At 70.0% G+C, this 22,260-nt stretch carries 13 protein-coding genes; 3 read left to right on the top strand and 10 right to left on the bottom strand.

Annotated elements, in window-relative coordinates; all coding sequences use genetic code 11:
* Positions 1-2: 2 nt before the first annotated feature.
* From ACZ6ZD_RS15125 to ACZ6ZD_RS15100, 6 genes are read right to left on the bottom strand one after another with little or no spacing between them, the layout of a single operon-like run.
* Entirely contained in the window at positions 3-689 is a 687-nt protein-coding gene (locus ACZ6ZD_RS15125; RefSeq protein WP_465672205.1) for a sirohydrochlorin chelatase, read from the bottom strand.
* The gene (locus tag ACZ6ZD_RS15120; protein WP_465672203.1) at positions 686-1,771 is read right to left on the bottom strand and encodes a uroporphyrinogen-III synthase; all 1,086 of its coding nucleotides are present in this window, start codon (positions 1,769-1,771) and stop codon (positions 686-688) included. Before ACZ6ZD_RS15120 ends, ACZ6ZD_RS15125 begins: the two co-directional genes overlap by 4 nt.
* A gap of 31 nt (positions 1,772-1,802) precedes the next feature.
* Positions 1,803-2,156, bottom strand: a complete 354-nt coding sequence (gene nirD, locus ACZ6ZD_RS15115; protein WP_465672201.1) for a nitrite reductase small subunit NirD — start codon at positions 2,154-2,156, stop codon at positions 1,803-1,805.
* Positions 2,153-5,956, bottom strand: a complete 3,804-nt coding sequence (nirB, locus tag ACZ6ZD_RS15110; protein WP_465672199.1) for a nitrite reductase large subunit NirB — start codon at positions 5,954-5,956, stop codon at positions 2,153-2,155. The genes nirD and nirB overlap by 4 nt, the downstream gene beginning before the upstream one ends.
* The gene (locus ACZ6ZD_RS15105) at positions 5,953-8,049 is read right to left on the bottom strand and encodes a molybdopterin oxidoreductase family protein (protein ID WP_465672197.1); all 2,097 of its coding nucleotides are present in this window, start codon (positions 8,047-8,049) and stop codon (positions 5,953-5,955) included. Before ACZ6ZD_RS15105 ends, nirB begins: the two co-directional genes overlap by 4 nt.
* Positions 8,046-9,404 carry an MFS transporter gene (locus ACZ6ZD_RS15100; protein ID WP_465672195.1) on the bottom strand — a complete coding sequence of 453 codons (1,359 nt, stop codon included), beginning with the start codon at positions 9,402-9,404 and terminating at the stop codon, positions 8,046-8,048. The genes ACZ6ZD_RS15105 and ACZ6ZD_RS15100 overlap by 4 nt, the downstream gene beginning before the upstream one ends.
* A 169-nt stretch (positions 9,405-9,573) precedes the next feature.
* On the opposite strand from ACZ6ZD_RS15100, the gene ACZ6ZD_RS15095 reads away from it, so the two are divergent.
* Positions 9,574-11,721 carry an MMPL family transporter gene (locus tag ACZ6ZD_RS15095; protein WP_465672193.1) on the top strand — a complete coding sequence of 716 codons (2,148 nt, stop codon included), beginning with the start codon at positions 9,574-9,576 and terminating at the stop codon, positions 11,719-11,721.
* Positions 11,718-12,161 (top strand): YdeI/OmpD-associated family protein, encoded by a 444-nt coding sequence (locus ACZ6ZD_RS15090; protein WP_465672191.1) that lies wholly within the window; start codon positions 11,718-11,720, stop codon positions 12,159-12,161. Before ACZ6ZD_RS15095 ends, ACZ6ZD_RS15090 begins: the two co-directional genes overlap by 4 nt.
* Here ACZ6ZD_RS15090 and ACZ6ZD_RS15085 read toward each other — a convergent pair.
* Together ACZ6ZD_RS15085 and ACZ6ZD_RS15080 are read right to left on the bottom strand one after the other, a co-directional pair.
* Positions 12,127-14,568, bottom strand: coding sequence for an excinuclease ABC subunit UvrA (locus tag ACZ6ZD_RS15085; RefSeq protein WP_465672189.1), 2,442 nt, complete (start codon positions 14,566-14,568; stop codon positions 12,127-12,129). The two genes, ACZ6ZD_RS15090 and ACZ6ZD_RS15085, sit on opposite strands and share 35 nt — an antisense overlap.
* Before the next feature lie 4 nt (positions 14,569-14,572).
* Positions 14,573-17,299, bottom strand: a complete 2,727-nt coding sequence (locus tag ACZ6ZD_RS15080; RefSeq protein ID WP_465672187.1) for a glycosyltransferase — start codon at positions 17,297-17,299, stop codon at positions 14,573-14,575.
* Positions 17,300-17,473: 174 nt separating this feature from the next.
* Here ACZ6ZD_RS15080 and ACZ6ZD_RS15075 point away from each other — a divergent pair, with 174 nt between their 5' ends.
* Positions 17,474-18,907 carry an Nramp family divalent metal transporter gene (locus tag ACZ6ZD_RS15075; protein WP_465672185.1) on the top strand — a complete coding sequence of 478 codons (1,434 nt, stop codon included), beginning with the start codon at positions 17,474-17,476 and terminating at the stop codon, positions 18,905-18,907.
* Here ACZ6ZD_RS15075 and ACZ6ZD_RS15070 read toward each other — a convergent pair.
* Together ACZ6ZD_RS15070 and ACZ6ZD_RS15065 are read right to left on the bottom strand one after the other, a co-directional pair.
* Entirely contained in the window at positions 18,894-21,251 is a 2,358-nt protein-coding gene (locus ACZ6ZD_RS15070) for a helix-turn-helix domain-containing protein (RefSeq protein WP_465672183.1), read from the bottom strand. The two genes, ACZ6ZD_RS15075 and ACZ6ZD_RS15070, sit on opposite strands and share 14 nt — an antisense overlap.
* Complete coding sequence (locus ACZ6ZD_RS15065) at positions 21,244-22,173, bottom strand: SMP-30/gluconolactonase/LRE family protein (RefSeq protein ID WP_465672181.1); 930 nt, start codon at positions 22,171-22,173, stop codon at positions 21,244-21,246. The genes ACZ6ZD_RS15070 and ACZ6ZD_RS15065 overlap by 8 nt, the downstream gene beginning before the upstream one ends.
* Positions 22,174-22,260 lie beyond the last annotated feature (87 nt).

The following is a 22,260-nucleotide window of genomic DNA, read 5'->3' as shown; positions in this document are numbered from 1 at the left end:
GGCTAGACCGCCAGGGGTACACCGCGGAGCGCCGCGTCGTAGCGGCTGAGCGCCAGCCGGGCGAGGCGTGGGTCGGCTCCGAGCGGCGCTGTGACGCGGTGCGGCCCGGCCTGCCGACGGAGGCGGTCGGAGAAGTAGCCGGGGGCAAGGAGGTAGTTCGCCACCGCCAGGCGACCAGGGGTAGTAGCCAGGACAGCCGGCAGTCGTCGCCCACGCCCGGCCAGGTACGCCACGGAGACCGGTCGCTGGATGCGGGCGTGCAGAAGGGCCGCCGTACGCTCGCAGTCAGCCTGAGCGCGCGGATCACTGGACCCAGCTGCCGCGAGGACGACGTGGTCAGTGCGGCTCAGGTCTCCGAGCCGATCAGCCAGTACGGCGGCCAGCAACGGATGCGGTCCGAGTGCCGGGGCGGCGGCGAGATGGGTGGGGTACTGCGCCGTCTGCGCGGCGATGTCGACGTGCAGGTGATAGCCGGCGGACAGCAGCAGCGGAACGATCACAGCGTCCGAGGTGTCGGTCATAACGCGCTGGACGAGCTCTGGAAGCGCGGGCGCGACCACATCCACGAAACCGAGTGAAACCGACAGCTCCGGTCGCAGTCGAGCCATCTGGCGGACGAGGTCGTGGACGACCCGCAGACCGCGCGGGTCCGCAGTCCCGTGGGCCACGGCAATCAGATCAACACTCATGTGGAGACTCCGGCAGGGTGGGCTGAGAGGCGGTAGCCGCGGCGGACGACGGTGCGGACCAGTTCAGGGCGGCCTACGGCCGTTCGGAGGCGGTTGACGGTCACCTCGACGGCGTGGACGTCTTCGGCGCCGGGGAGCACGGCCAACAAGTCAGGGCGGGAGACCACGTCGCCGCCAGCAGCTACGAGGGCGGCCAGGACGGCTCGTGGGCCGGGGCCCAGAGGGAGGACTTCGCCGTTCAGGACGGCGGCGCCACCGCGGATGACGAGGAGGCCGAACTCGGTTTCGATCGAGCGGGCGTTCTCGTCGGTCAGGCGGTCGGTGACGATGCGGATCAGCGCGCCGAGGCGGTAGCGGTCAGGGACGAGAGGCTCGAGCCCCAGGTTCACGAAAGGGCCGGCAGTGACCGGGCCGACGCACGCGTTTAGGACGCGGCCGGTACGGAGGGCCGCGACCAGAGCGTCGTACTGGCCGGTGAGGGCCGCGGCGTCGAGCATCGCCTGCGCACCAGGCGCCGAGGTATGGACGACGGCGTCGACTGCACCTGTGCAGACCTGTCCAATCATGCGCTCGACCGCAACCGGGTCCGGCGCCGCGCCCCAGCGATAGACCTCCAGCCCCCGCACCGACGCGCCAGAACCCCGCAGCGCATCCATCAGGCCCGGATCCGACAGACCGTGCAGCTGGACGACGATCTTCCGGCCTTGCACGCCCTGAGCGCGGAGCCACTCGACCACCTCGGCCGTCGTCTCCGACCGCGCCGACCAGTGCTCCACCAACCCAGCAGCGCGAATCGCACCCCGCGCCTTCGGACCGCGGGCCAGCAACCGCGTCTGCTCCAGCGTCCCGAGCAGATCGGCCGCCAGGCCCGCAGTGTCCGCAGCCTCGACCCAGCCGCGGAATCCGACCGCAGTGGTGACGACGACGTCGTCCGGCGGGTTGGCGATCACCCGGCGGGTCGCCTCGATCAGGGCGTGATCGTCGGCGACCGGCACGATCTGCAGCGTCGGCGCGTGCAGCACCTTCGCGCCGCGCCGCTCGAAGGACGCGATCAGGTCATCCGCCCGCCGGTGCGCTGTCACCGCGATCGTGCACCCGCTGAGCGGACCCGGCCTACTGTTCGCTGTCACCGTTCTCCCCCACCCGAACCATCCCGTCGACGACCTCGACCGGATAGACCGGCAGCGCCACCGTCGGGTCGTCCAAACACACCCCGGTGCGCAGATCGAAGACCTGCTTGAACATCGGCGACGCCACCGTCGGTACGTCGCCGCGGTCCCCGACGATTCCGCGCGACATCACGTTCGCCCCACTGAACGGATCCTGGTTGCCGGTCGCGTACACCGATCCGTCGTGAGTACGGAACAGCGCGATCTGCACCCCGCCGGCCAAAGCCGCGACCCCACGCTCCGGCAGCAGTACGTCGTACCGGCACACCACTGTCGTCCCCACTGCCACGACACTCATCGACGTACCTCCAATCGGGGGCCGGCGAGCAGCACCGGCTCCAGCTGTCCGCGCTCGGCCGGAGTGGCCGGGCGCGGCTGGTTGCGTTCGACCACGTAGCGCAGGTCCTCGTCCGGCTGGTCCGGCGCGTTCACGAACGACACGAAGCGCGCAAGCTTCTCCGGGTCGTCCAGCGTGGCCCGCCACTCGTCGACGTACGCACCGACGTGTTCGGCCATCGCGGCGTCCAGATCGGCGGCGATACCGAGGCTGTCGTTCAGGACGACGTCTCGCACGTGGTCCAGGCCGCCTTCGATCTCCCGGATCCACACCGACGTCCGCTGCAACCGGTCGCCCGTCCGCACGTAGTACATGAGGAATCGGTCGATCGCCTGGGTCAGCTCGGCATCCGACAGGTCAGAAGCGAGTAGCTCTGCGTGCCGCGGGGTCATGCCTCCGTTGCCACCGACGTACAGGTTCCAGCCGTTCTCGGTGGCGATGATGCCGACGTCCTTACCGCGCGCCTCGGCGCACTCACGTGCGCAACCGGACACCCCGAGCTTGAGCTTGTGCGGCGACCGCAGTCCGCGATAGCGGAGCTCCAGCGCGATAGCCATCCCTACCGAGTCCTGTACGCCGTAGCGGCACCAGGTGGACCCGACACAGGACTTAACCGTCCGCAACGCCTTGCCGTACGCGTGACCCGATTCGAACCCCGCATCCACCAGCCGCTTCCAGATAGCCGGCAGCTGCTCGATCCGCGCCCCGAACAGGTCGACCCGCTGACCGCCGGTGATCTTGGTGTAGAGCCCGAAGTCGCGCGCCACCTCGCCGATCGCGATCAGCCCCTCCGGTGTGATCTCACCACCGGGGATACGCGGGACGACGGAGTACGTGCCGTCCTTCTGCATGTTGGCCATCACATGGTCGTTCGTGTCCTGCAGCGGCGCACGCTCGCGGTCGAGGACGTGCCCGGCCGGATCGATGCTGGCCAGGATGGATCCGACCACCGGCTTACAGATGTCGCAGCCGCGTCCGCTGCCGTGCCGCTCGATGATCTCGCTGAAGGTGCGCAGCCCGGTCACTCTGACCACGTCGAACAGCTCAGCCCGCGACTGGGTGAAGTGCTCGCAGAGCGCCTTGCTGACCTCGACACCGGCCTTCAGCAGCTCAGCGTTCACCAGCGTCTTCACAATCGGCAGACAGGACCCGCAGCTCGTCCCAGCCTTGGTCCGCCCACAGACCGACTTCACATCACCGCATCCCTCGTCGCGCACCGCACAGCGGATGGCACCCGCAGCGACGTTGTTGCACGAGCAGACCGGCGCATCGTCCGGTAGCTCGAACTGAACCGGCGCTGCGCCCTCAGGCAGCAGGAAACCGGCCGGGTCCGCTCCGAGCTCGCGCCCCACCATCGGCCGCAGTCCTGAGTACGCCGAAGCGTCGCCAACCAGGATGCCGCCGAGCAGAGTACGTGCGTCGTCGGACAGCACCAGCTTCTTGTAGACACCGGCAACCGGGTCGGCGTACACGATGTCGAGCGCGCCCTCGGTCGCACCGAATGCGTCACCGAAGCTCGCGACGTCCACTCCGAGCAACTTCAGCTTGGTCGAGGTATCAGCCCCCGGGAACGTCGCCGCACCGCCGAGCAGCCGATCGGCGACGATCTCGGCCATCGTGTTGCCGGGTGCAACCAACCCCCAGACGCGCCCCTCGATACAGGCCACCTCACCGATCGCCCAGACACCGGACGCCGACGTCCGGCAGGCCTCGTCGACCACGACGCCACCACGCTCGCCGATCGCCAGCCCAGCAGCCCGAGCCAGCTCGTCCCGCGGCCGGACGCCGGTAGCGAAGACGACCACATCGGCCGGCAGATCCGGCCCGTCGGCAACCGCCATCGCCCGCGCCGCACCCTGCGAGGTGAGCTTGACTCGCGTTGTCTGCGTCGAAGTCCGGACGTCGACGTCCAGACCGCGAATCAGCCGAGCCAGCGCCGCACCGCCGCCTTCGTCGACCTGCAACGGCATCAGCCGCGGTGCGAACTCGACCACGGTGGTCGCAGCACCCAGTGCGCGCAGCGCGCCAGCGGCCTCCAGACCGAGCAGACCGCCGCCCACGACCACACCGGTGACCTGCTCGCGTTCGCCACGCAGCCGCTCGACGTACGTACGCAGGGCGGCCACGTCGTCGATGGTCCGGTAGACGAAACAACCCTGTGCGTCGCTGTTCTTCACGGGTGGGACGAAGGCGGATGAGCCGGTCGCCAACACCAGTTCGTCGTAAGCGATCTGCTCTCCGCGCGCAGTGGTGACAGTACGGCCGTCGACGTCGATCGCAGTCACCTGCGTGCCCTTGCGCAGTACGACGGCTGGGTCGTTCCAGAGCTCAGGGTCACCGAGCGCCAGGTCGTGCGGGTCGCGTCCGGAGAAGTAGCTGGTCAGTGCGACCCGGTCGTACGGAAGCCGCGGCTCTTCGGCCAGCACGGTGATGCGCCATTCCACACCGGTGTCGCGGGCTCGCAGCGCCTCCACCAGTCGGTGCGCGACCATCCCGCCGCCCACCACTACAACGTGCCGAGCCTTGCTCAGCTCTGTCATCGTCGCCCTCCTGGCCGGTACTGGTTCGGTCTCGCCGCGGCGGAACCGGTCGAGCAGCTCACCGACAGCGCCGGTACAGCTGCCGCACCCGGTCGTTGCCCGGGTCGTAGCGGCGATGCCGGCGACGCTGTCGGCACCTCCACGCCAGGCCGCCTCAAGAGCCGCCCTGGTCACTCCGTTGCAGCGGCACACGGTGACCGCCTTCTGCTGCGGTACGACGGGGTCCGCCAACAACCCCTCGGCCACCACCGGCGTCCCGCGGTCCGCCAGCAGCACCAGCTCGGCCGCAACCTCCGGTGCGCCGACAGCCACCGCGGCCCGCACCACTCCGTCCTTCAGGACAGCGCGAACCCACCGCTCGCCGTCCTCGAGCCGGACCTCTTCTCCCTCGGCGTCCTGGTCGCCCAGCACCAGTACGTCGAGCGCCCCCGCGGTCAGCCGGATCACCTCCGGTGCGAGCTCGGTCCGCGTCCCACCCTCCAGCCACGCGGCCAATGCCTCCGCGTGAGCCCACGCCGACGCCACAGTCCCGCTGACCCGACCGTCAACCTCCGCACAGTCCCCAATCGCGTGCACCCGTGGGTCATCCGGGCTGGTCATGGTCTGGTCGACCACAACCCCGCTGCGCACAGTCACTCCGGCGGCCAGCTCAGTCCGCGGCCGGACGCCGCAGGCAACAACCGCGTCCACGGCAGAACGGGTGTTGAGTACCACCTGGATACCCATGCGCCGCAATGCGCGCGCCACCCGTCGTCCGGCCGCGGCCGGCAACAGCTTGTCCAGCAAGGTCGCGCCGTCGTGGACCAAGGTCACTGCCTGCCCACGCTCGCGCAGCGCCGTCGCAGTCTCGACTCCCAGGACCCCGCCGCCCAGCACGGTCTGCATCGACAACACCGCCTCAGCGTCCGTCGCAGTCCGCAAGACCTGCCCACGAACGGGTACTACGGGCTCGGCGCCGGTTGCGAAGACCACGTGGTCGTACGGCCACTCCAGACCGGCAGAGTCCGTCACCACTCGTCGATCGCGGTCGACTGCGACCACAGTCGTCAACGGCTCGGTTCCCCGCACCGGTGCGGGTGCGCGGCCGGCGACGTACTCGGTCAGCCGGTGGCGGGGGTAGGAGACCTCGTTGCCGAGCACAGTCACGTCGTACGACGGCAGCAGTTGCGCCAACCGCCGTCCGGCCATTCCGCCGCCGACAATCACCACGCGCTCGGTCATGCGGACACCCCTGCCACCGGCAGCGCAGCAGCGGTCACCTCGACCGCACAGGCCTTGAACTCCGGCATCCGCGATACCGGATCGAGGACGTCGTTCGTCAGCTCGTTGACTGCATCCGCACCGCCGTAGTGGAACGGTACGAAGACGGTGTCCGGACGGACGTCGGTCGTCACGCGAGCCGGCAACACCATCGAGCCCCGAGCGGTCCGCAGCCGGACCGGCCGCCCGTCCGCGATCCCGAGCTGCGCCGCGACCCTGGGGTGGATCTCGACGAACACCTCCGGCTCCGCCTCGGCCAACTCTGGCACCCGCCGCGTCTGCGCCCCGCTCTGGTAGTGCTGCAGCAGCCGCCCAGTGACCAGGTACATCGGCGCACCGGCGTTCAGATCGTCCGCCACCGGGCGGTGGTCGACCGGGACCACATGTGCGCGCCCGTCCGGCGTACCGAACCGGTCGGCAAACAGCCGCGGCGTACCGGGGTGGTCCTCGTGCGGAACCGGCCAGAAGAGCGCCTCCGCGTCGAGACGCGCCCAGGTGATCCCGGAGTAGTCCGCCTTCCCACCTGCGCTGGCCAGCCGCAGCTCCTCGAAGACCTCGGCCGGATCGGTCGAGAACCCGGTAACACCAAGGCGATTAGCCAACCCCGCAAACACCGCCAGGTCGCTGCGCACCTCACCAGGGGGTGTCACAGCGGCCCGGCGGCGCAGTACGCGGCCTTCCAGAGAGGTCATCGTGCCGTCCTCCTCAGCCCACTGTGTGACCGGGAAAACCACGTCGGCCAGCAGTGCGGTCTCAGAGGGCACTACGTCGGCGACGACGAGTAAGTCCAGCGCAGCAAGACGTTCGCGCACTGAGGCGAGGTTCGGCGCTGAGACCAACAGATTGCTGCCGTGCACCAGCATCGCCCTCGGACCGTCAGCAGTACCGAGCGCGTTGATCAGCTCGACCGCGCTCCGCCCCGGCCCGGGCAGCTCGGCCGGGTCGACACCCCACACCCCAGCCACATGTGCCCGGGCGGCCGGATCGGCGATGCTGCGATAGCCAGGCAGCTGGTCGGCTTTCTGACCGTGCTCACGACCACCCTGGCCGTTGCCCTGCCCGGTGATGCAGCCGTAGCCACTGCCAACCCGACCCGGCAAACCCAACGCCAGAGCCAAGTTGATGCACGCGGTGACGGTGTCGGTGCCCTTGCTGTGCTGCTCAGCACCCCGACCGGTCAGCACGAACGCCCCAGCACCCCCATGTGCTGGCGCAGCTGCCGCCAGCAGCCGCGCAGCCCGCCGAATCGTCGCAGCCGGTACGCCGGTCACCCGCTCACCCCGCTCGGGCCACCAAGCCGCAGTCGAGCGGTAGAGCGCGTCGGCGTCGTCCACCCGCTCTGCGAGGTATGCGGTGTCAGCAAGCCCTTCCTGCAGGACGACGTGCGTCAGCGCCAGTACGAGCGCCAGATCGGTACCCGGCGTCGCCTGAAGGTGCAGCGCACCCGCCAGCGCCGCCGTGGCCGACCGCCGCGGGTCCACCACCAGCACCTGAGCCTTCTCCAGATGCGCAACCGCCGGCGGCATGGTCTCGGCAATGTTGCTACCCACGAGCAGGACGGCGTCCGCACCGCCAAGATCCGTCAGCGGGAACGGCAGGCCGCGGTCGATGCCGAAGGCGCGATTCGTCGCCGCTGCGGCCGACGACATACAGAAGCGGCCGTTGTAGTCGACGTTCGACGTCCGCAGCGCCACCCGGGCGAACTTGCCCAGCGCGTAGGCCTTTTCGTTGGTCAGACCGCCACCACCGAAGACGGCGATGGTGTCAGGCCCGTGTGCGCGCTGCAGCGCCGAGATGCGGTCTGCAACGAAGTCCAGCGCGTAGTCCCAGGTGGTGGCGACCAGCTCACCCGCGGCGTCACGCACCAGCGGCTGCGTGAGCCGGTCCGGCACGGTGAGCACCTCCGGTGCCGTCCAGCCCTTCCGGCACAGCCCACCGCGGTTGGTCGGGAACTCCCGCGGCCGCACCTCTACTGCCCCCGGCCGGTCGACCGGGTGCAGCGTGGTCGCACACTGCAGCGCGCAGTACGGGCAGTGTGTCGGGACTGCCGTCACACGCGCTCCTGGCTGAGCAGGCTGCCCTTGCGCAGGTAGCAGAAGTACGTAACAGCCAGGCAGACCACGTAGAAGCCGCAGAACACGTAGAGCGCCGGGATCAAGGAGCCGAAGGTACTTGTCGACATTGCGAAGCCGCGCGGGACGAGGAAGCCGCCGTACGCACCAATCGCAGAGGCGATCCCGATACAGGCGGCCGCCTCACGACGAGCCCGCCCGGGGTCACCTGGCGTGGTCAGCCGGAACACCGCCGGAATCATCCGGTACGTCGAGCCGTTCGCCGCACCGCTGGCAACGAACAGAAACAGGAAGCTGATCAGGAACCCGGCAAAGCTGCCCGCCTGCAACGCGAAGACCGCAGCCAGGATCCCCAGTCCCATCACGACGAACGCGTAGACAGTCACCCGGGCGCCGCCGACCAGGTCGGCCAGCTTGCCGCCGAACGGCCGGGCGACCGAGCCGACCAGTGCGCCGAGGAACGCGATCCCGATCGTCACCGACGGGAACGTCGTCTTGATCAGCAGCGGGAACGCCGCCGAGAACCCGATGAACGAGCCGAACGTGCCGATGTAGAGGAACGAGATGATCCAGGTGTGCGGCCGCTTCGCCGCGCGGACCGACGTCCGGAACGACGAGGTCGCGACCGACAGGTTGGCCATCACCCGCCAGGCCAGGACGGCGGCCAGCAAGATCAGCGGCAACCACAACAGACCAGCGCGGTTCAGCGTCAGCCCGGCGCCCGCGACGATCACCACCGGCACCAGCAGCTGGACGACGGCGACGCCGAGGTTGCCGCCGGCGGCGTTGATACCGAGTGCGAACCCCTTCTCCTTCTCCGGGTAGAAGAACGAGATGTTGGTCATGCTGCTGGCGAAGTTGCCGCCGCCGACGCCCGCGGTCGCCGCGACCAGCGCCATCACCCAGAACGGCGTCTCCGGCCGACTGATGAAGAAGGCCAGGCTCGACGTCGGGATCAACAGCAGCAGCGCCGAGACGATCGTCCAGTTCCGGCCGCCGAACCGCGGGACGGCGAACGTGTACGGCAGCCGCAGCGTCGCGCCGACCAGGCTCGGCAGCGCGACCAGCCAGAACAGCTGATCGGTGCTGTAGGTGAAGCCGGCCCGCGGCATCGAGACCACCACGATGCTCCACAGCTGCCAGACCGAGAAGCCGAGGAACTCGGCGAAGATCGACGGCCACAGGTTCCGCCGGGCCACCGCACGGCCCTTGCCGGCCCAGAACGTCGCGTCCTCGGGATCCCACACGTCGATCCAGCGCCCGCGCCGCGGCGCCTCGACCGTGCCCACCGTCCCGGTCCGGCCGGCGGTGACCTCCGGTCCTGCCTCGAGCGTCATCGTGCGTCTCCGTTCGTCCGACCTCACTGATTAGGCCAGGACGCTATGACCGGGGTGTTTCCACGTGGTCATCTCGTTGTTACGCCGCCGAAACGGCTACCGCACACCGCTCGCGGGACGGTGAGAGGACAGTGGGTACTGTGCCTCTACCGACGGAGGGGACGGAACGGTGAACGAGCAGAGCGGGAAGCCGCGGGGACGCTGGGCGTGGCGGAGCGCGATCGCGCTGGTGCTGATCGGCTGGCTGGTGCTGGGCGGGATCGGCGGGCCCACCGTGGGCAAGCTGAGCGAGGTCCAGGAGAACGACAACGCCAACTTCTTGCCGAAACAGGCCGAATCGACGCTGGTCAGCAACGAGTCGGCCAAGTTCGTCGACTCGGCCGCGTTGCCGTACTTCGTCCTGATCGAGCGTGACAGTGGAATCACTCCAGGTGACCTGACCGCCGCGCAGGCCTTCCTGGCGAAGGTGCCGTCGCTGGAGCTGCACGGCGGGAAGAAGCTCGGCGACTACCTGACCACCGCGCCGAAGGCCGTCGTCCCGTCGGAGGACAAGAAGGCCCTGCTGCTCACCGTCGAGCTGGACGGCGAACGCGCGGACGAGGTCGTCGCGGAGGGTGAGACCGTGTTGTTCGCGGCCGCCGACACGATGCGCCAGACGATCAAACAGGATCTGACGCCGACCGGTCTGCAGGTCTACGTGACCGGGCCGGGCGGCGTCTTCGCGGACTTCGTGGTCGCGTTCGGCGGGATCGACGGGATCCTGCTCGGGGTCGCGCTCGCGGTCGTCTTCGTGATCCTGCTGATCGTGTACCGGAGTCCGGTGCTGCCGATCGCCGTCCTGCTGACCGCGGTCTTCGGGCTCGCGCTCGCCGCGCTGGTCGTCTATCCGCTGGCGAAGAACGGCGTGATCGAGCTCAACGGGCAGAGTCAGGGCATCCTGTTCATCCTGGTCGTCGGGGCCGCGACCGACTACTCGCTGCTGCTGGTCTCGCGCTACAAGGAAGAACTGCACGACTACACGAGCAAGTACGACGCGATGCGGATCGCCTGGCGGGCGTCGATCGAGCCGATCGCGGCCAGCGCCGCGACCGTCATCCTCGGTCTGCTCTGCCTGCTGCTGTCGGAGCTGGGCAGTACGAAGGGCCTCGGGCCGGTCGGCGCGATCGGCATCGCGGGCGCGCTGATCGCCTCGATGACATTCCTGCCGGCGATCCTGCTCGCCTTCGGACGGCGGATCTTCTGGCCGTCGATCCCCCGCGTCGACCACGTGCACGCGGCGGACCAGGTCGGCGGCCGGAAGCTCTGGGGCCGGGTCTCCGGTCTGGTCGGCCGGCATCCGCGCCGGGTTTGGGTGCTCAGCGCGCTCGGTCTGCTGGTGTGCGGCGCGTTCCTGCCGACGTTCCAGGCGAGCGGGATCTCCCAGGAGGACCTCTTCCTGGACAAGGTCGAGTCCGTCACCGGGCAGGAGCAGCTCGCCAAGCACTTCGACGCCGGCGCCGGGACGCCGGTGCAGATCCTCACCCCGGCCGATCGCGGCGAGGACGTCGTCCGGGCGGCGACCGCGGTGGACGGCGTCGGTGCGGCGTCCGCCTCGCCCGTTCCCGGGCAGCCGCCGAAGGTTGTCGACGGCAAGGTTCTGGTCCAGGCGACGCTCACGGTGCCGGCCGACTCGCCGGACGCGACCAAGGTCGTCGAGCACCTGCGCGCCGAGCTCGACAAGGTCAGCCCGGACATCCTGGTCGGCGGCACCACCGCGATCAACCTCGACGTCCTGGACGCCAGCCAGCGCGACCTGCGCGTCATCATCCCGACCATCCTGGCCGTGATCTTCCTGGTCCTGATGCTGTTGCTGCGCTCGATCGTCGCCGCCGTCCTGCTGGTCGTCGCGAACGTGATCTCCTTCGGCGCCACCATCGGCGTCAGCGCCCTGGTCTTCAACCACCTGTTCGGCTTCCCCGGCGCCGATCCCGCAATCCCGCTCTACGGTTTCGTCTTCCTGGTTGCCCTGGGCATCGACTACTCGATCTTCCTGATGACCCGCGTCCGCGAGGAGTCGATCAGCCAGGGCACCCGCCCCGGCATCCTCACCGGCCTGGCCGTCACCGGCGGCGTCATCACCTCGGCCGGCGTCGTCCTCGCCGCCACCTTCTCCGCCCTCGCCGTCCTCCCCATCCTCTTCCTCGTCCAGACCGCCTTCCTGGTCGCCTTCGGCGTCCTCCTCGACACCACCATCGTCCGCTCCCTCCTCGTCCCCGCCCTCGCCCACGACCTCGGCAAGAAAGTCTGGTGGCCCAGCAAACTGGCGCGCACCTCATGACGACCTTCGAAGCCGCGATCCAGACCGACGACGGCGGCGGCGCGTGGGTCGAGGTGCCGGCGGCGGTGCTCGCCGAGCTCGGTGGCGGACGCCGAATCCCGGTCGCCGCGACCTTCGACGGCGTCGCCTATCGCGGGTCGGTCGTGTCGATGGGCGGCTGCATGGCGCTCGGCGTACTGAAAGGCATCCGCGCGGAGCTGGGCAAGGGCGGCGGTGACACCGTCACTGTGACGGTCGAGCGCGACACCGCCGAGCGGGTCGTCGAAGTGCCGGAGGACCTGGCCGCGGCCTTGGCGGCGGCTGGGCTGCGGGCGGCTTTCGACCAGCTCAGCTACAGCCACCGGCGCGAGCACGTGCAGGCGATCGAGAACGCCAAGAAGGCCGAGACGCGGGCGCGGCGGATCGCTAAGGCGTTGGAGATGCTAGATAGCGGCCGGTGATGCTCTCCGGGACGCCGGGGAGCAGCTCGGGGGTGGTGGCGGCGACGATGCGGCCGCCTTCGGTGCCGCCGCCGGGGCCCAGGTCGAGGACGTAGTCGGCGTTGGCGATCAGGTCGAGGTCGTGTTCGATCACGATGACGGTGGCGCCGGCGGTGATGAGGCGGTCGAAGACCGACAGGAGGACGCGGATGTCGGCGGGATGCAGGCCGACGCTGGGTTCATCGAAGATGAAGAGGGTGCCGGTCTGGGGTTTCTCGAGGTCGGTGACGAGTTTGAGGCGTTGGGCTTCGCCGCCGGACAGGGCTGGGGTGGCTTCGCCGAGGAGGAGGTAGCCGAGGCCGATCTCGTCGAGGGTGCGCAGGCGGGCCTGCATCTTACGGAGCTTCTTGAAGTGCGTACGGGCTTGCTGGACGGTGAGTGACAGCGCCTGCGGCATGGTGAGGCCGTCGAGGGTGACGGCGTCCGCGTCGGGGCCGTAGCGGGTACCGCCACAAAGCGGGCAAGGGATGTCGACGTCGGGGAGGAACTGGACGTCGAGGGAGATCTGGCCGGTACCGTCGCATTGCGGGCAGCGCAGACTGCCGGTGTTGTAGGAGAAGTCGGCGGCCGAAAGCGGGCCGGCGGCCGCGTAGGCGCGGCGCAGCTCATCGAGGACGCCGCTGTACGTCGCCACCGTGGAGCGCACGTTGCGGCCGATCGGGACGGCGTCCACGACGACCGTCCGCTCGATCCCGCCGGCGTCCACGCTGCGGACGTGCGGAGCGCTGCCGGGGCTCATCAGCTCGGCCGCGAGACTGTCGAGGACGAGCGTGGTCTTCCCCGAGCCGGACACCCCCGTCACCGCCGTCAACCGGCGGACCGGGAACTCCGCCGTCAGCGGCTTCAGCGTGAACCGCGGACCGGTCTCGATCCGGATCCGCCCGTGCTCGAAGACATCCGCGACCCGCGGCCGGACCACGACCGGCTCGACCCCGCTCAGGAAGCCGCCGATCAGCGAGTCCTCCGTCGCCGCCAACTCGGAAACGGTGCCAGCGGCAACAACTGTGCCGCCGTGCGCACCCGCGCCGGGGCCGATCTCGATCAGCCAATCCGCCTGCCGCAGCACGCGGACGTCGTGATCGACCAGCAGCACCGAGTTCCCCGTTTCGACCAGCCGGCGGGCGACGTCGATCAGCGCGTCGACGTTACTCGGATGCAGCCCGACCGACGGTTCGTCCAGCACGTAGAGCAATCCGGTCGCGCTGCTCCGCAGCGTCCGGGCCAGCTGGACCCGCTGCAGCTCCCCCGTCGACAGCGTCCGTGAGGCCCTCCCGAGCGAGAGATACCCCAGCCCGAGCCCGAGCAGGTGGGACGCCGTTGGGGTGAACGCGGCAACGATCTGCGCCGCCATCCGGCTCAGGGACTCCGGAACGGTCAACGCCTGCAGGAACGCGGTCACCCGATCCAGCGTCCAGGTCGACAGTTCGTCGAGCGGTACGCCGTCCAGCAGCACCGACCGCGCCCGCTCGTTCAACCGCGACCCGTGGCAGGCCGGACACTCCGCGACATGGACGAACCGGTCGAGCCGGGTCATCGTCTTCTCGCTCTGAGCGTTGCCCAAGGCATCTTCGACGACCCGATTCGCGTTCCGGTACGTCGCATTGAGCTCGAAGACGTTGCCCTTCCGGCTCGTCACGATCACCAGCCGCTTGGTCTCCGGCCCATGGAAGATGATCTCCCGCTCGGCATCGGTGAGCTCGCGGAACGGTACGTCGGTGCGTACGTCCAGCGCGGCGACCACCTGCGGCAGCAGACTCGCACCCATCGAACCCCACGCCGCCACCGCGCCCTCGTCGATCGAGAGCGACTCGTCCGGCACCAGCGCCGCCTGGTCGACCTGTCGGGTCTCCCCCGTCCCGCCGCAGGTCTCACAGGCCCCATCGCCGTTGAAAGCGAAGTCCTCCGCGCCCGGCACCGCGAACCGTTCCCCGTCGACCGGACAGGTCAGATGCCCGGTCGAGGCAATCTCGATACTCGCCGGCACCGGGTGCCCGTTGGGACACTTGTGCGTCCCCAACCGCGAATACATCAACCGGACCGAGTTCAGCAGCTCGGTCGCCGTCCCGAACGTACTCCGGACGCCGGGCACGGCCGGCCGCTGGTGCAGGGCGATCGCGGCCGGTACGCCGTCGACGGCGTCCACATCGGCCCGCGCCGCCTGCGACAGCCGCCGACGCGTGTACGTCGACAGCGCTTCGAGGTATCGGCGCGAGCCCTCGGCGTACAGGACGCCGAGGGCCAGCGACGACTTCCCCGAGCCGGACACGCCCGTCAGCCCGACAAGCTGCCGCAGCGGGACGTCGACGTCCACATTCTTCAAGTTGTGGACTCGGGCCCCACGAACCGCCACCTGCTCGCCCCAGTGCATACGGTCAGGCTAGCTCGCGCCTCTTCCGCTCCCGGTAGGCCCGCCACTCGGTCGGCGGCAATTCCGGTGCGCCAGGCAACAACTCCCGGACGGTGGTCGCGCCCGGGGCCCACGCGGCATCCGGCAGCTTGCCCAGCACCTCGGCGTACACCGACCGGACGACCTCGGCCTGCGCCGCCCAGGAGAAGCGATGCCGCAACTCGGCGTCGCCGAGGATGCGCTCGGAGATCCGGTCGCGGATGGCAAGGACCGTCCGGATCGCGTGGGCGAAATCGTCCACGTCACCGGCAGCGTGCACCGCGCCCAGCCGGAGCTCGGTGACCAGGTCAGCCTGCGCCGGGGTGTCGCTGGTGACGATCGGCAGCCCCGCGGCGATGTACTCGCAGAACTTGTTGGTGACCGCGATGTCGTGGTTGGGCGCCCGCAGCAACGGACTGAGCCCGATGGTGGCCGAGCGGACGTACCGCGGGACGAGGTCGGCGGCGACGAACGGGACGACGTGCAGCCGGTCGGCCACCCCCAGCTCGGCGGCCCGGGACTGCAACTCCGCGGTGACGCTGTTGATCCGGGCAACGACCGCGAGTTGGACGCCGGGCAGCTGCGGCAGCGCCTCGACCGCAGTACCGACCCCACGGGCCCGATGGACGCCGCCGAGATAGACCAGCAACGGCACGTCAGCAGCCAGCTGCAGCTGCTCACGCAGTTCGATGACCTCGGCGTCCGAAGCAGGTTCGATCGGGGCGTTCAGGACGACGTCCGGCAGTTCGGCGAGCTTGTGGTCGCGCTGCAGCCAGTGGGCCAGCGGCTCGGACACCGTGATGACGCGGTCGGCGTCACCGAGGAACTCGCGCTCGAGATCGCTGTACGCCGCGACCCGGCGCGGAGCCACCATCGGTAGCCCCGGGATGTACTCATGGGCGTCGTAGATGACCTTGACGGTCCGCCCGTCCAGGGCCGCCCGATGCACCGCCCGCGCCGCGATACCGAGCATGAACACGTCATGGACGTGAATGACCTCCATCTGCATCCGGTCGAGCAGCGGGCCGATCGACAGCTCCTGATCGAGCACCTCAGGCAGGACCCGCCGCCAGCGCCCGGACGGGAGAAGCCGATGCAGTGCCAGCAGTCGCGCCCGGCGTTTGCCGACACCCGAATCGTTCTTGCGCTCGGCACGCCGGACCGGCACGGCACGGGCCTCCAGAACCGCCCGCTGCAGTCGCAGCACCCGCCAGCGCAGCGCCCGGCGGAGTCGATCGACGCGTGACCGCGGGGCGGCGCCGTCCCGCGAGCGGTCCCGAAGGTCACGCCCGCGATCTCCGCGCAGCTCGCGACTCGCGTACTGCCAGCGACCTTCGGCCAGCGTGTATTCGGCCTCGGTGCTGAACCACGGCTTCAGGGCGACCAGTCGCGCCCGCCAGCCTGTCAGCCGCGCACGCAGCGGGACGGGCGGGCACATCACCTGCACCTTGCCGTACTGACGAGTGCCCCGCTGCCGGCGTCCGGCGATCCCGATGCAGGTGACGTCGAGGTCCCAGCTAGCCACCGTCTGCGCGTACTTGAGGACCCGGGAGTCGATCACGATCTCGTTCCCGGCCAGCATCACGACCTTGCGCTTGATCCACGGCGGCTGCCAGTCCGCCGGGACGCCGGTCGGCCGTTCGACGAAGGTGGCCAGCGCCTGGCTCGAGCGTCGTCCGTCGTGGACGTCGGCGACGAACGGCGCGCCGAGCGCGGCGATCTCCCGGGCCCGGGCCGGATCCGTGACGAGGCCGATCAGGACCTGCTCGATCGTGTCCGGCGTCGCCTGGACGATCGGCAGTGCGAGCCCGGTCGCGGCGTGCACCCGGTCGCGGACGTCCGCCGACACGTTGCCCACCACGATCCGGCCCGCCGCCATCGCCTCACAAGCCGTCACGCCGTAACTCCCGATCCGGAACTGGTCCAGGACGATGTCGGCGTCGCGGTAGACGGCCGGCATGTCCGCCGGATCGACGCCTTCCACCCGGCGATAGGTGATGAACCCGTCGCGATCCAGCCGCTGGAGGATCGGGTCGATCAGATCGGAACCCTTGATCGCCGCCTTGCTCGGCGCGTGGGCCACCACCGGCCGCGCACGCTCGAGGACCGGGGCGTCGCTCCGCCAGGCGTCGGCCTCGACCACCACCGGACACCAGACCGCGTCGGGCAGGTAGTCGAGGAGGTCAGGTGTGGAGACGAACACCGGCCCCGGGTACGACGCGAACAACTCGCCGGTCCGGATCGCCTTTCGCTCCAGGGTCTCGACCGTCTCGTCCGCCAGGTCCGGGAACGGCGACCACCGCTCGGTCTCCGCATGCCGGCTGGGGATCCGCACATCGGTGCCATGGGCAAGCAGCCCGACCTGCATCCCGTTCCTCAACAGGTGCTGGAGATCCCCGGCCGAGTCCGGCCCGTGCAGGACGCCGAACAGCGGGCGCCCGGCCTCGATCAGCACGTGCGTGTAGTTGGCCAGCGCATGCTGGTAGAACTCCAGCTGCCAGCGCCGATGCCGCCGGTAGGTGCTCGCCGACACCTGGTAGTCGGTCGGATAGTCGATAACCCCGTTGGTGTAGGCGAAGGAGGTCACCTGCACCCCGGCGCGGTGTTCTTCCAGTGCCCGGGCCCACCGGGTGCCCTGCCCGGCGAAGTTCGCCGGGCCGATCAGCAGCCGGACCGGCGCCGCCAATCGGTCCGGCATTCCACTGGGCGGCACGGGTCTGTCACTCCCATTTGCTTTCCCCACCACGCTGTCGTCCTCTCGACCGCCGGCTCCTTGTACTGAAGAAGCGCCGTTGGCGGCCGAATCCGTTGCATTGCGCCGAGAAGTGGTTCGAGGCGCTCCAGAACCGCTAACCTCCGGTAAACGGTCGAGACGTGAGGAGCCCGCATGGCTGACACATCGACGGACCACGGCACGTTCGCACTGCCGACGAAGAACCTCCCCGCCCCTCAGGTCCGGGATCTCCCGGAGCCGCCTGCCAAGACCTGGAAGATCGTCGGTCCGGGGATGGTCGGCGCCGGCGTCGGGCTCGCGTCGGGCGAATTCATCCTGTGGCCGTACATCTCGAGCCAGGTCGGCCTGGTGTTCCTCTGGGGCGCCCTGGTCGGCGTGGTGATCCAGTGGTTCCTGAACATGGAGATCGAGCGGTACACGCTGGCCACTGGTGAGACCGCGTTGACCGGCTTCAACCGGTACGGCAAGCACTGGGGCCTGTTCTTCGCGATCATGACGTACTTCGCGAACATGTGGCCCGGCTGGGCGACCAGCTCGGCCTCGATGCTGACCTACCTGTTCGGCGGCGGCGACCCGCGCTGGATCGCGATCGGCATCCTGGCGTCGATCGGCCTCATCCTGACCTTCGCCCCGGTCGTCTACGTGATGCTCGAACGGCTGATCTTCGTCAAGATCCTGGCCGTCGGGCTGCTGGTCGTGCTGGCGCTGATCTTCGCGATCCGGGCCAAGACGTACAACGCCCTCGGCGACGCCGTCACGCACCCGGAGTTCCCGGTCGACCAGCTCGGCTTCGCGCTGATGATGGGCGCGATCGCGTACGCCGGGGCCGGCGGCGGCCAGAACCTGGTGCAGAGCAACTGGATCCGGGACAAGGGTTTCGCCCAGGGCATCCACGTCCCCCGGCTGACCTCACCGGTGACCGGCGAGTCCGAGGCCGACCCGACCGCGAACGGGTACGTGTTCACGCCGAACGACGCGAACCTGGCCCGCTGGCGGCGCTGGTGGAAGTTCGCCAACATCGAGCAGGCGGCGACCTTCGTCACGATCACCGTGCTGACGATCGCCTTCACCTCGATGCTCGCGCACGCGACGCTGTTCGGTAATCCCGACGTCAAGAACAACATCAGCTTCCTCAAGATCGAGGGCATCACGCTGCAGACCCTGGTCGGCGGCTGGTTCGGCTACCTGTTCTGGGCGATCGGCGCGTTCTCCCTGTTCGCCGCGGCCGCCGGGATCGTCGACTACACGTCCCGGCTGACCGCCGACATGATCAAGGCCCGCTACCTGCGGACGTCCACCGTCACCGAGTCCAAGCTGTACTTCGGCCTGGTCTGGGGGCTCGTTGCCTTCGGCATCATCGTGCTGCTGGCCGGGCTCACCCAGCCGCTGGTGCTGCTGGTCATCTCCGCCTGCACCGCGGGCACGATGATGTTCGTCTACTCCGGCCTGCTCTGGTGGATGAACTCCCGCGCGCTTCCGAAGGCCATCCGGATCACCCGGCTACGGACCGCCGTCCTGGGGTTCGCCTTCCTGGCCTTCGGTTTCCTCGCGGTCTTCACCGTCATCGACCAGCTCAAGAAGCTGTAAGCAGCAACGCTCTGATCGGCTCCTGGTCCGGTGCTCCGTGCCGGACCAGGAGGTCGAGCGCGATCCGCCACTGGACGGCGGCCTCCTCGTGGCGCCCGGCGGCGGCCAGGACGCGGCCGAGGTGCTCGCGGACGCCGACCTCCGGCTGCCAGGTGCCCTCCATCACCGCGAGGGCCGCGCGCAGGTACTCCTCGGCGACCTCGAGGACGCCGCGGGCCAGCTCGATCCGGCCGAGTCCTTCGAGGGCCTCGGCGACGCCGAACTCGTGGCCGGCGCCGAGCGCCGTCGTCCGGCATTCCTCGAAGTAGAGCAGGGCCTCGTCGTAGCGGCCGGTCTCCAGGTACGACGTCCCGACCGTGTTCAGGACCCACTGCCGGCCGTTCGGGGTGCCGGCCCGGCGGACGAGCTCGACGGCGCGGCCGAACTCCTCGTCCTGCGTCGCCGTCCGGCCCTCCCGGCCGGCGATGATGCCGAGGATGAGGCGCCCGTCGGCTTCGGTGATCTCGTACTTCCCGCGGACGGCGCCCGCGACCGCGCGCGCGGCCGAGGCCCGCGCCTCGTCGTACCGCCCGAGCTCGACGAGGTACTCGCCGAGGTGGACCTCGGCCTCCAGCGTCTTCATCTCGTAGTCGAGCGCCTGCAGCGCCGCGAGCGCGGTGGTCATGTAGCCGAGCGCCCACGAGTAGTGGCCGGCCGCGCCGCACTGCTGGGCGAGCTCGAACGGCAGGACGGCGGCCGCGAGCGGGTTGGCGATCGCATCCGCGGTGACGACCGCGATCGTGCCGAGCAGGACGCCGTCGGAGTACCGGCGCCGGAGGTGGAAGTACGGCAGCAGGCCGGCCACCAGCTCACCGACCAGGACCCGCTCGGACTTGGTGGCCGCGGCGGTCGCGGCCCGGCGGATCGCGCCGATGATCTCGTCGGCCTCCGCGTCCAGCCAGGCCAGGCCCTCGGCCAGCGTGCGGTCCTCCGCGCCGGCGACCCAGTCGGCGTCCATCCAGTCGTCGATCAGGCAGTCGAGGAAGTCGAACGAGCGGACCCGCCAGGCGATCGCGCGGTACAGCCGCAGGACCCGCATCCGGGCGGCCTCCCGGCCCGCCTCGTCGACGAGCTCGGCCGTCGTCTCCTGGACGAAGCTGCGGATCAAGTCGTGCAGCTGGTAGCGCCGTGGCGCGACCGAGTCGATCAGGTGCAGGTCGACCAGGCGCTCCAGGATCTCCTCGGTCGCGGCGACCGGCAGGTCGAGCAGCGCGGCCGCGACCTCGACGTCCAGCTCGTCGCCGTCGTGCAGGCCGAGTAGCCGGAACGCGGCGATCGTCTCCGGGTCGCGATCGGCCGCGGCAGCGACCGAGAGCTCGATGCTGGCCCGCAGATCCAGGTCCGCGATCGACAGCTCGTCCAGACGACGGTGGGCCGCGTCCAGCCGGTCGCTGAGCTCCGCCGCCGTCCAGGTCGGCTCGTCGGCGAGCCGGGCCGCGGCGATCCGGAGCGCGAGCGGCAGCCCGCCGCAGAGCCGGGCGATCTTCAGCGCGCTCGCCGGGTCGGCTGCGATCCGGTCGTCGCCGACGACGACCGCCAGCATCCGGACGGCGTCCCGGTCCGGCAGGACGTCCAACGTCAGATGAGCTACGCCGGGCAACTCGGTCAGGCCGCGCCGGCTGGTGATCAGCACTCCGCAGGTCGATGCCCCGGGCAACAACGGCGCCACCTGGGCCGCGTCGGCCGCGTTGTCCAGCAGCAACAGCACCCGGCGTCCGGCCAGCGCCGACCGATAGCGGGCCGCCGCCTCACCGACGTCCGCGAGATCGTCGGCGGCCTGCAGGCCGAGGCTCTCCATCAGCCGGCCGAGCGCCTCCTCGACCGTCATCGGCGCGCCCGGGCCGAAGCCGCGCAGGTTCAGATACAGCTGGCCGTCGGGGAAGCGGTCGGCCACACGGTGCGCGACGTGGACACCGAGCGCGGTCTTGCCGATCCCGCCCATCCCGGCGATCGCCGACGTGACCACAACGCCCGGCCGGTTCTGTTGGCCCGCGAACACCCGCTCCAGCTCGGCGACCTGCTGGTCGCGACCGGCGAACTCGTCGAGGTCATCCGGCAACTGCCGGGGCACACTGACCCGCGTCTGCGTCCGGTCGCCCGCGGCCGCCAGCTCGGCCCGCTGCTCGGGCGTCAGGCCCAGCCCGTCGGCCAGCCGGTTGAGCGTCGCTGATCGCGGATACCGCCGCCGGCCCGCCTCCAGCGTCTTGATCGCCTCCACGCTGACGCCGGCCGCCTCGGCCAGCCGCTCCTGCGACAACCCGGCAGCCTTACGGAACTTCCGCAGGACCGGCCCGAAGTCAGCCATGGGCGGCGTACGGCGGCGCCGCGCCGTTCACGGTCGTGTAGAGGGAGTAGACCGAGGTCGTGGCGGTGATGAAGAGGCGGTTGCGTTTCGGGCCGCCGAAGGTGAGGTTCGAGACGATCTCCGGGACGAGCAGCTTGCCGAGCAGGGTGCCGTCCGGGTGGTAGACGTGGACGCCGTCGGCGGCGGAGGCCCAGACGCGGCCCGCGGTGTCGACGCGGATACCGTCGAAGGCGCCGTTCCCGCACTCGGCGAACAGCTCGCCGCCGGTGATCCGGTCGCCCTCGACGGTGAAGACGCGCATCGTGGCGTTCTCGGTGTCGGTGATGTAGAGCAGCGACTCGTCCGGTGAGAAGGCCAGGCCGTTCGGCCGGTCGAAGTCGTCGGCGACCCGGGTCAGCGCGCCCTCGGGCGAGACCCGGTAGACGTGGCAGCCGCCGGTCTCGATCTCGGCCCGGTAGCCCTCGAGGTCGTTGTCGATCCCGTACGCCGGGTCGGTGAACCAGACCGAGCCGTCGCGCTGGACGACGACGTCGTTCGGGCTGTTCAGCCGGTTGCCCTCGTGCCGGTCGGCCAGCACGGTCACCTCGCCGGTGTGCTCGGTCCGCGTCACGCGGCGGTTGCCGTGCTCACAGCTGACCAGGCGGCCCTGCTGGTCGAGGGCGTGCCCGTTCGTGTAGCCGGCGGGCTGCCGGAAGACGGAGACCTGGTACGACGTCTCGTCCCAGCGCAGGATCCGGTCGTTCGGGATGTCGCTCCAGACCAGGTAGCGCCCGGCCGGCGAGTACGCCGGTCCTTCCAGCCACCGGCCGCCGGTCCACAGCCGCTCGAGATGGTGGTCGCCCCGGATCCCGTCGAACCGGTCGTCCAGCTTCTCCCACACCGCCGGCACGGTTCCCGCCAGCGGCTCCAGAATCCCCGACATCACGACTCCCTCGACTCAGCGGCGTACTGCAGGTCCTTGACCCTATTCCGTCGCTGTTCGGCGGCGCGCCCGGCACCGGATGTGATC

The organism is Kribbella sp. NPDC104218, from assembly GCF_055584105.1.
This window is presented reverse-complemented; position numbering and strand designations above follow the sequence as displayed.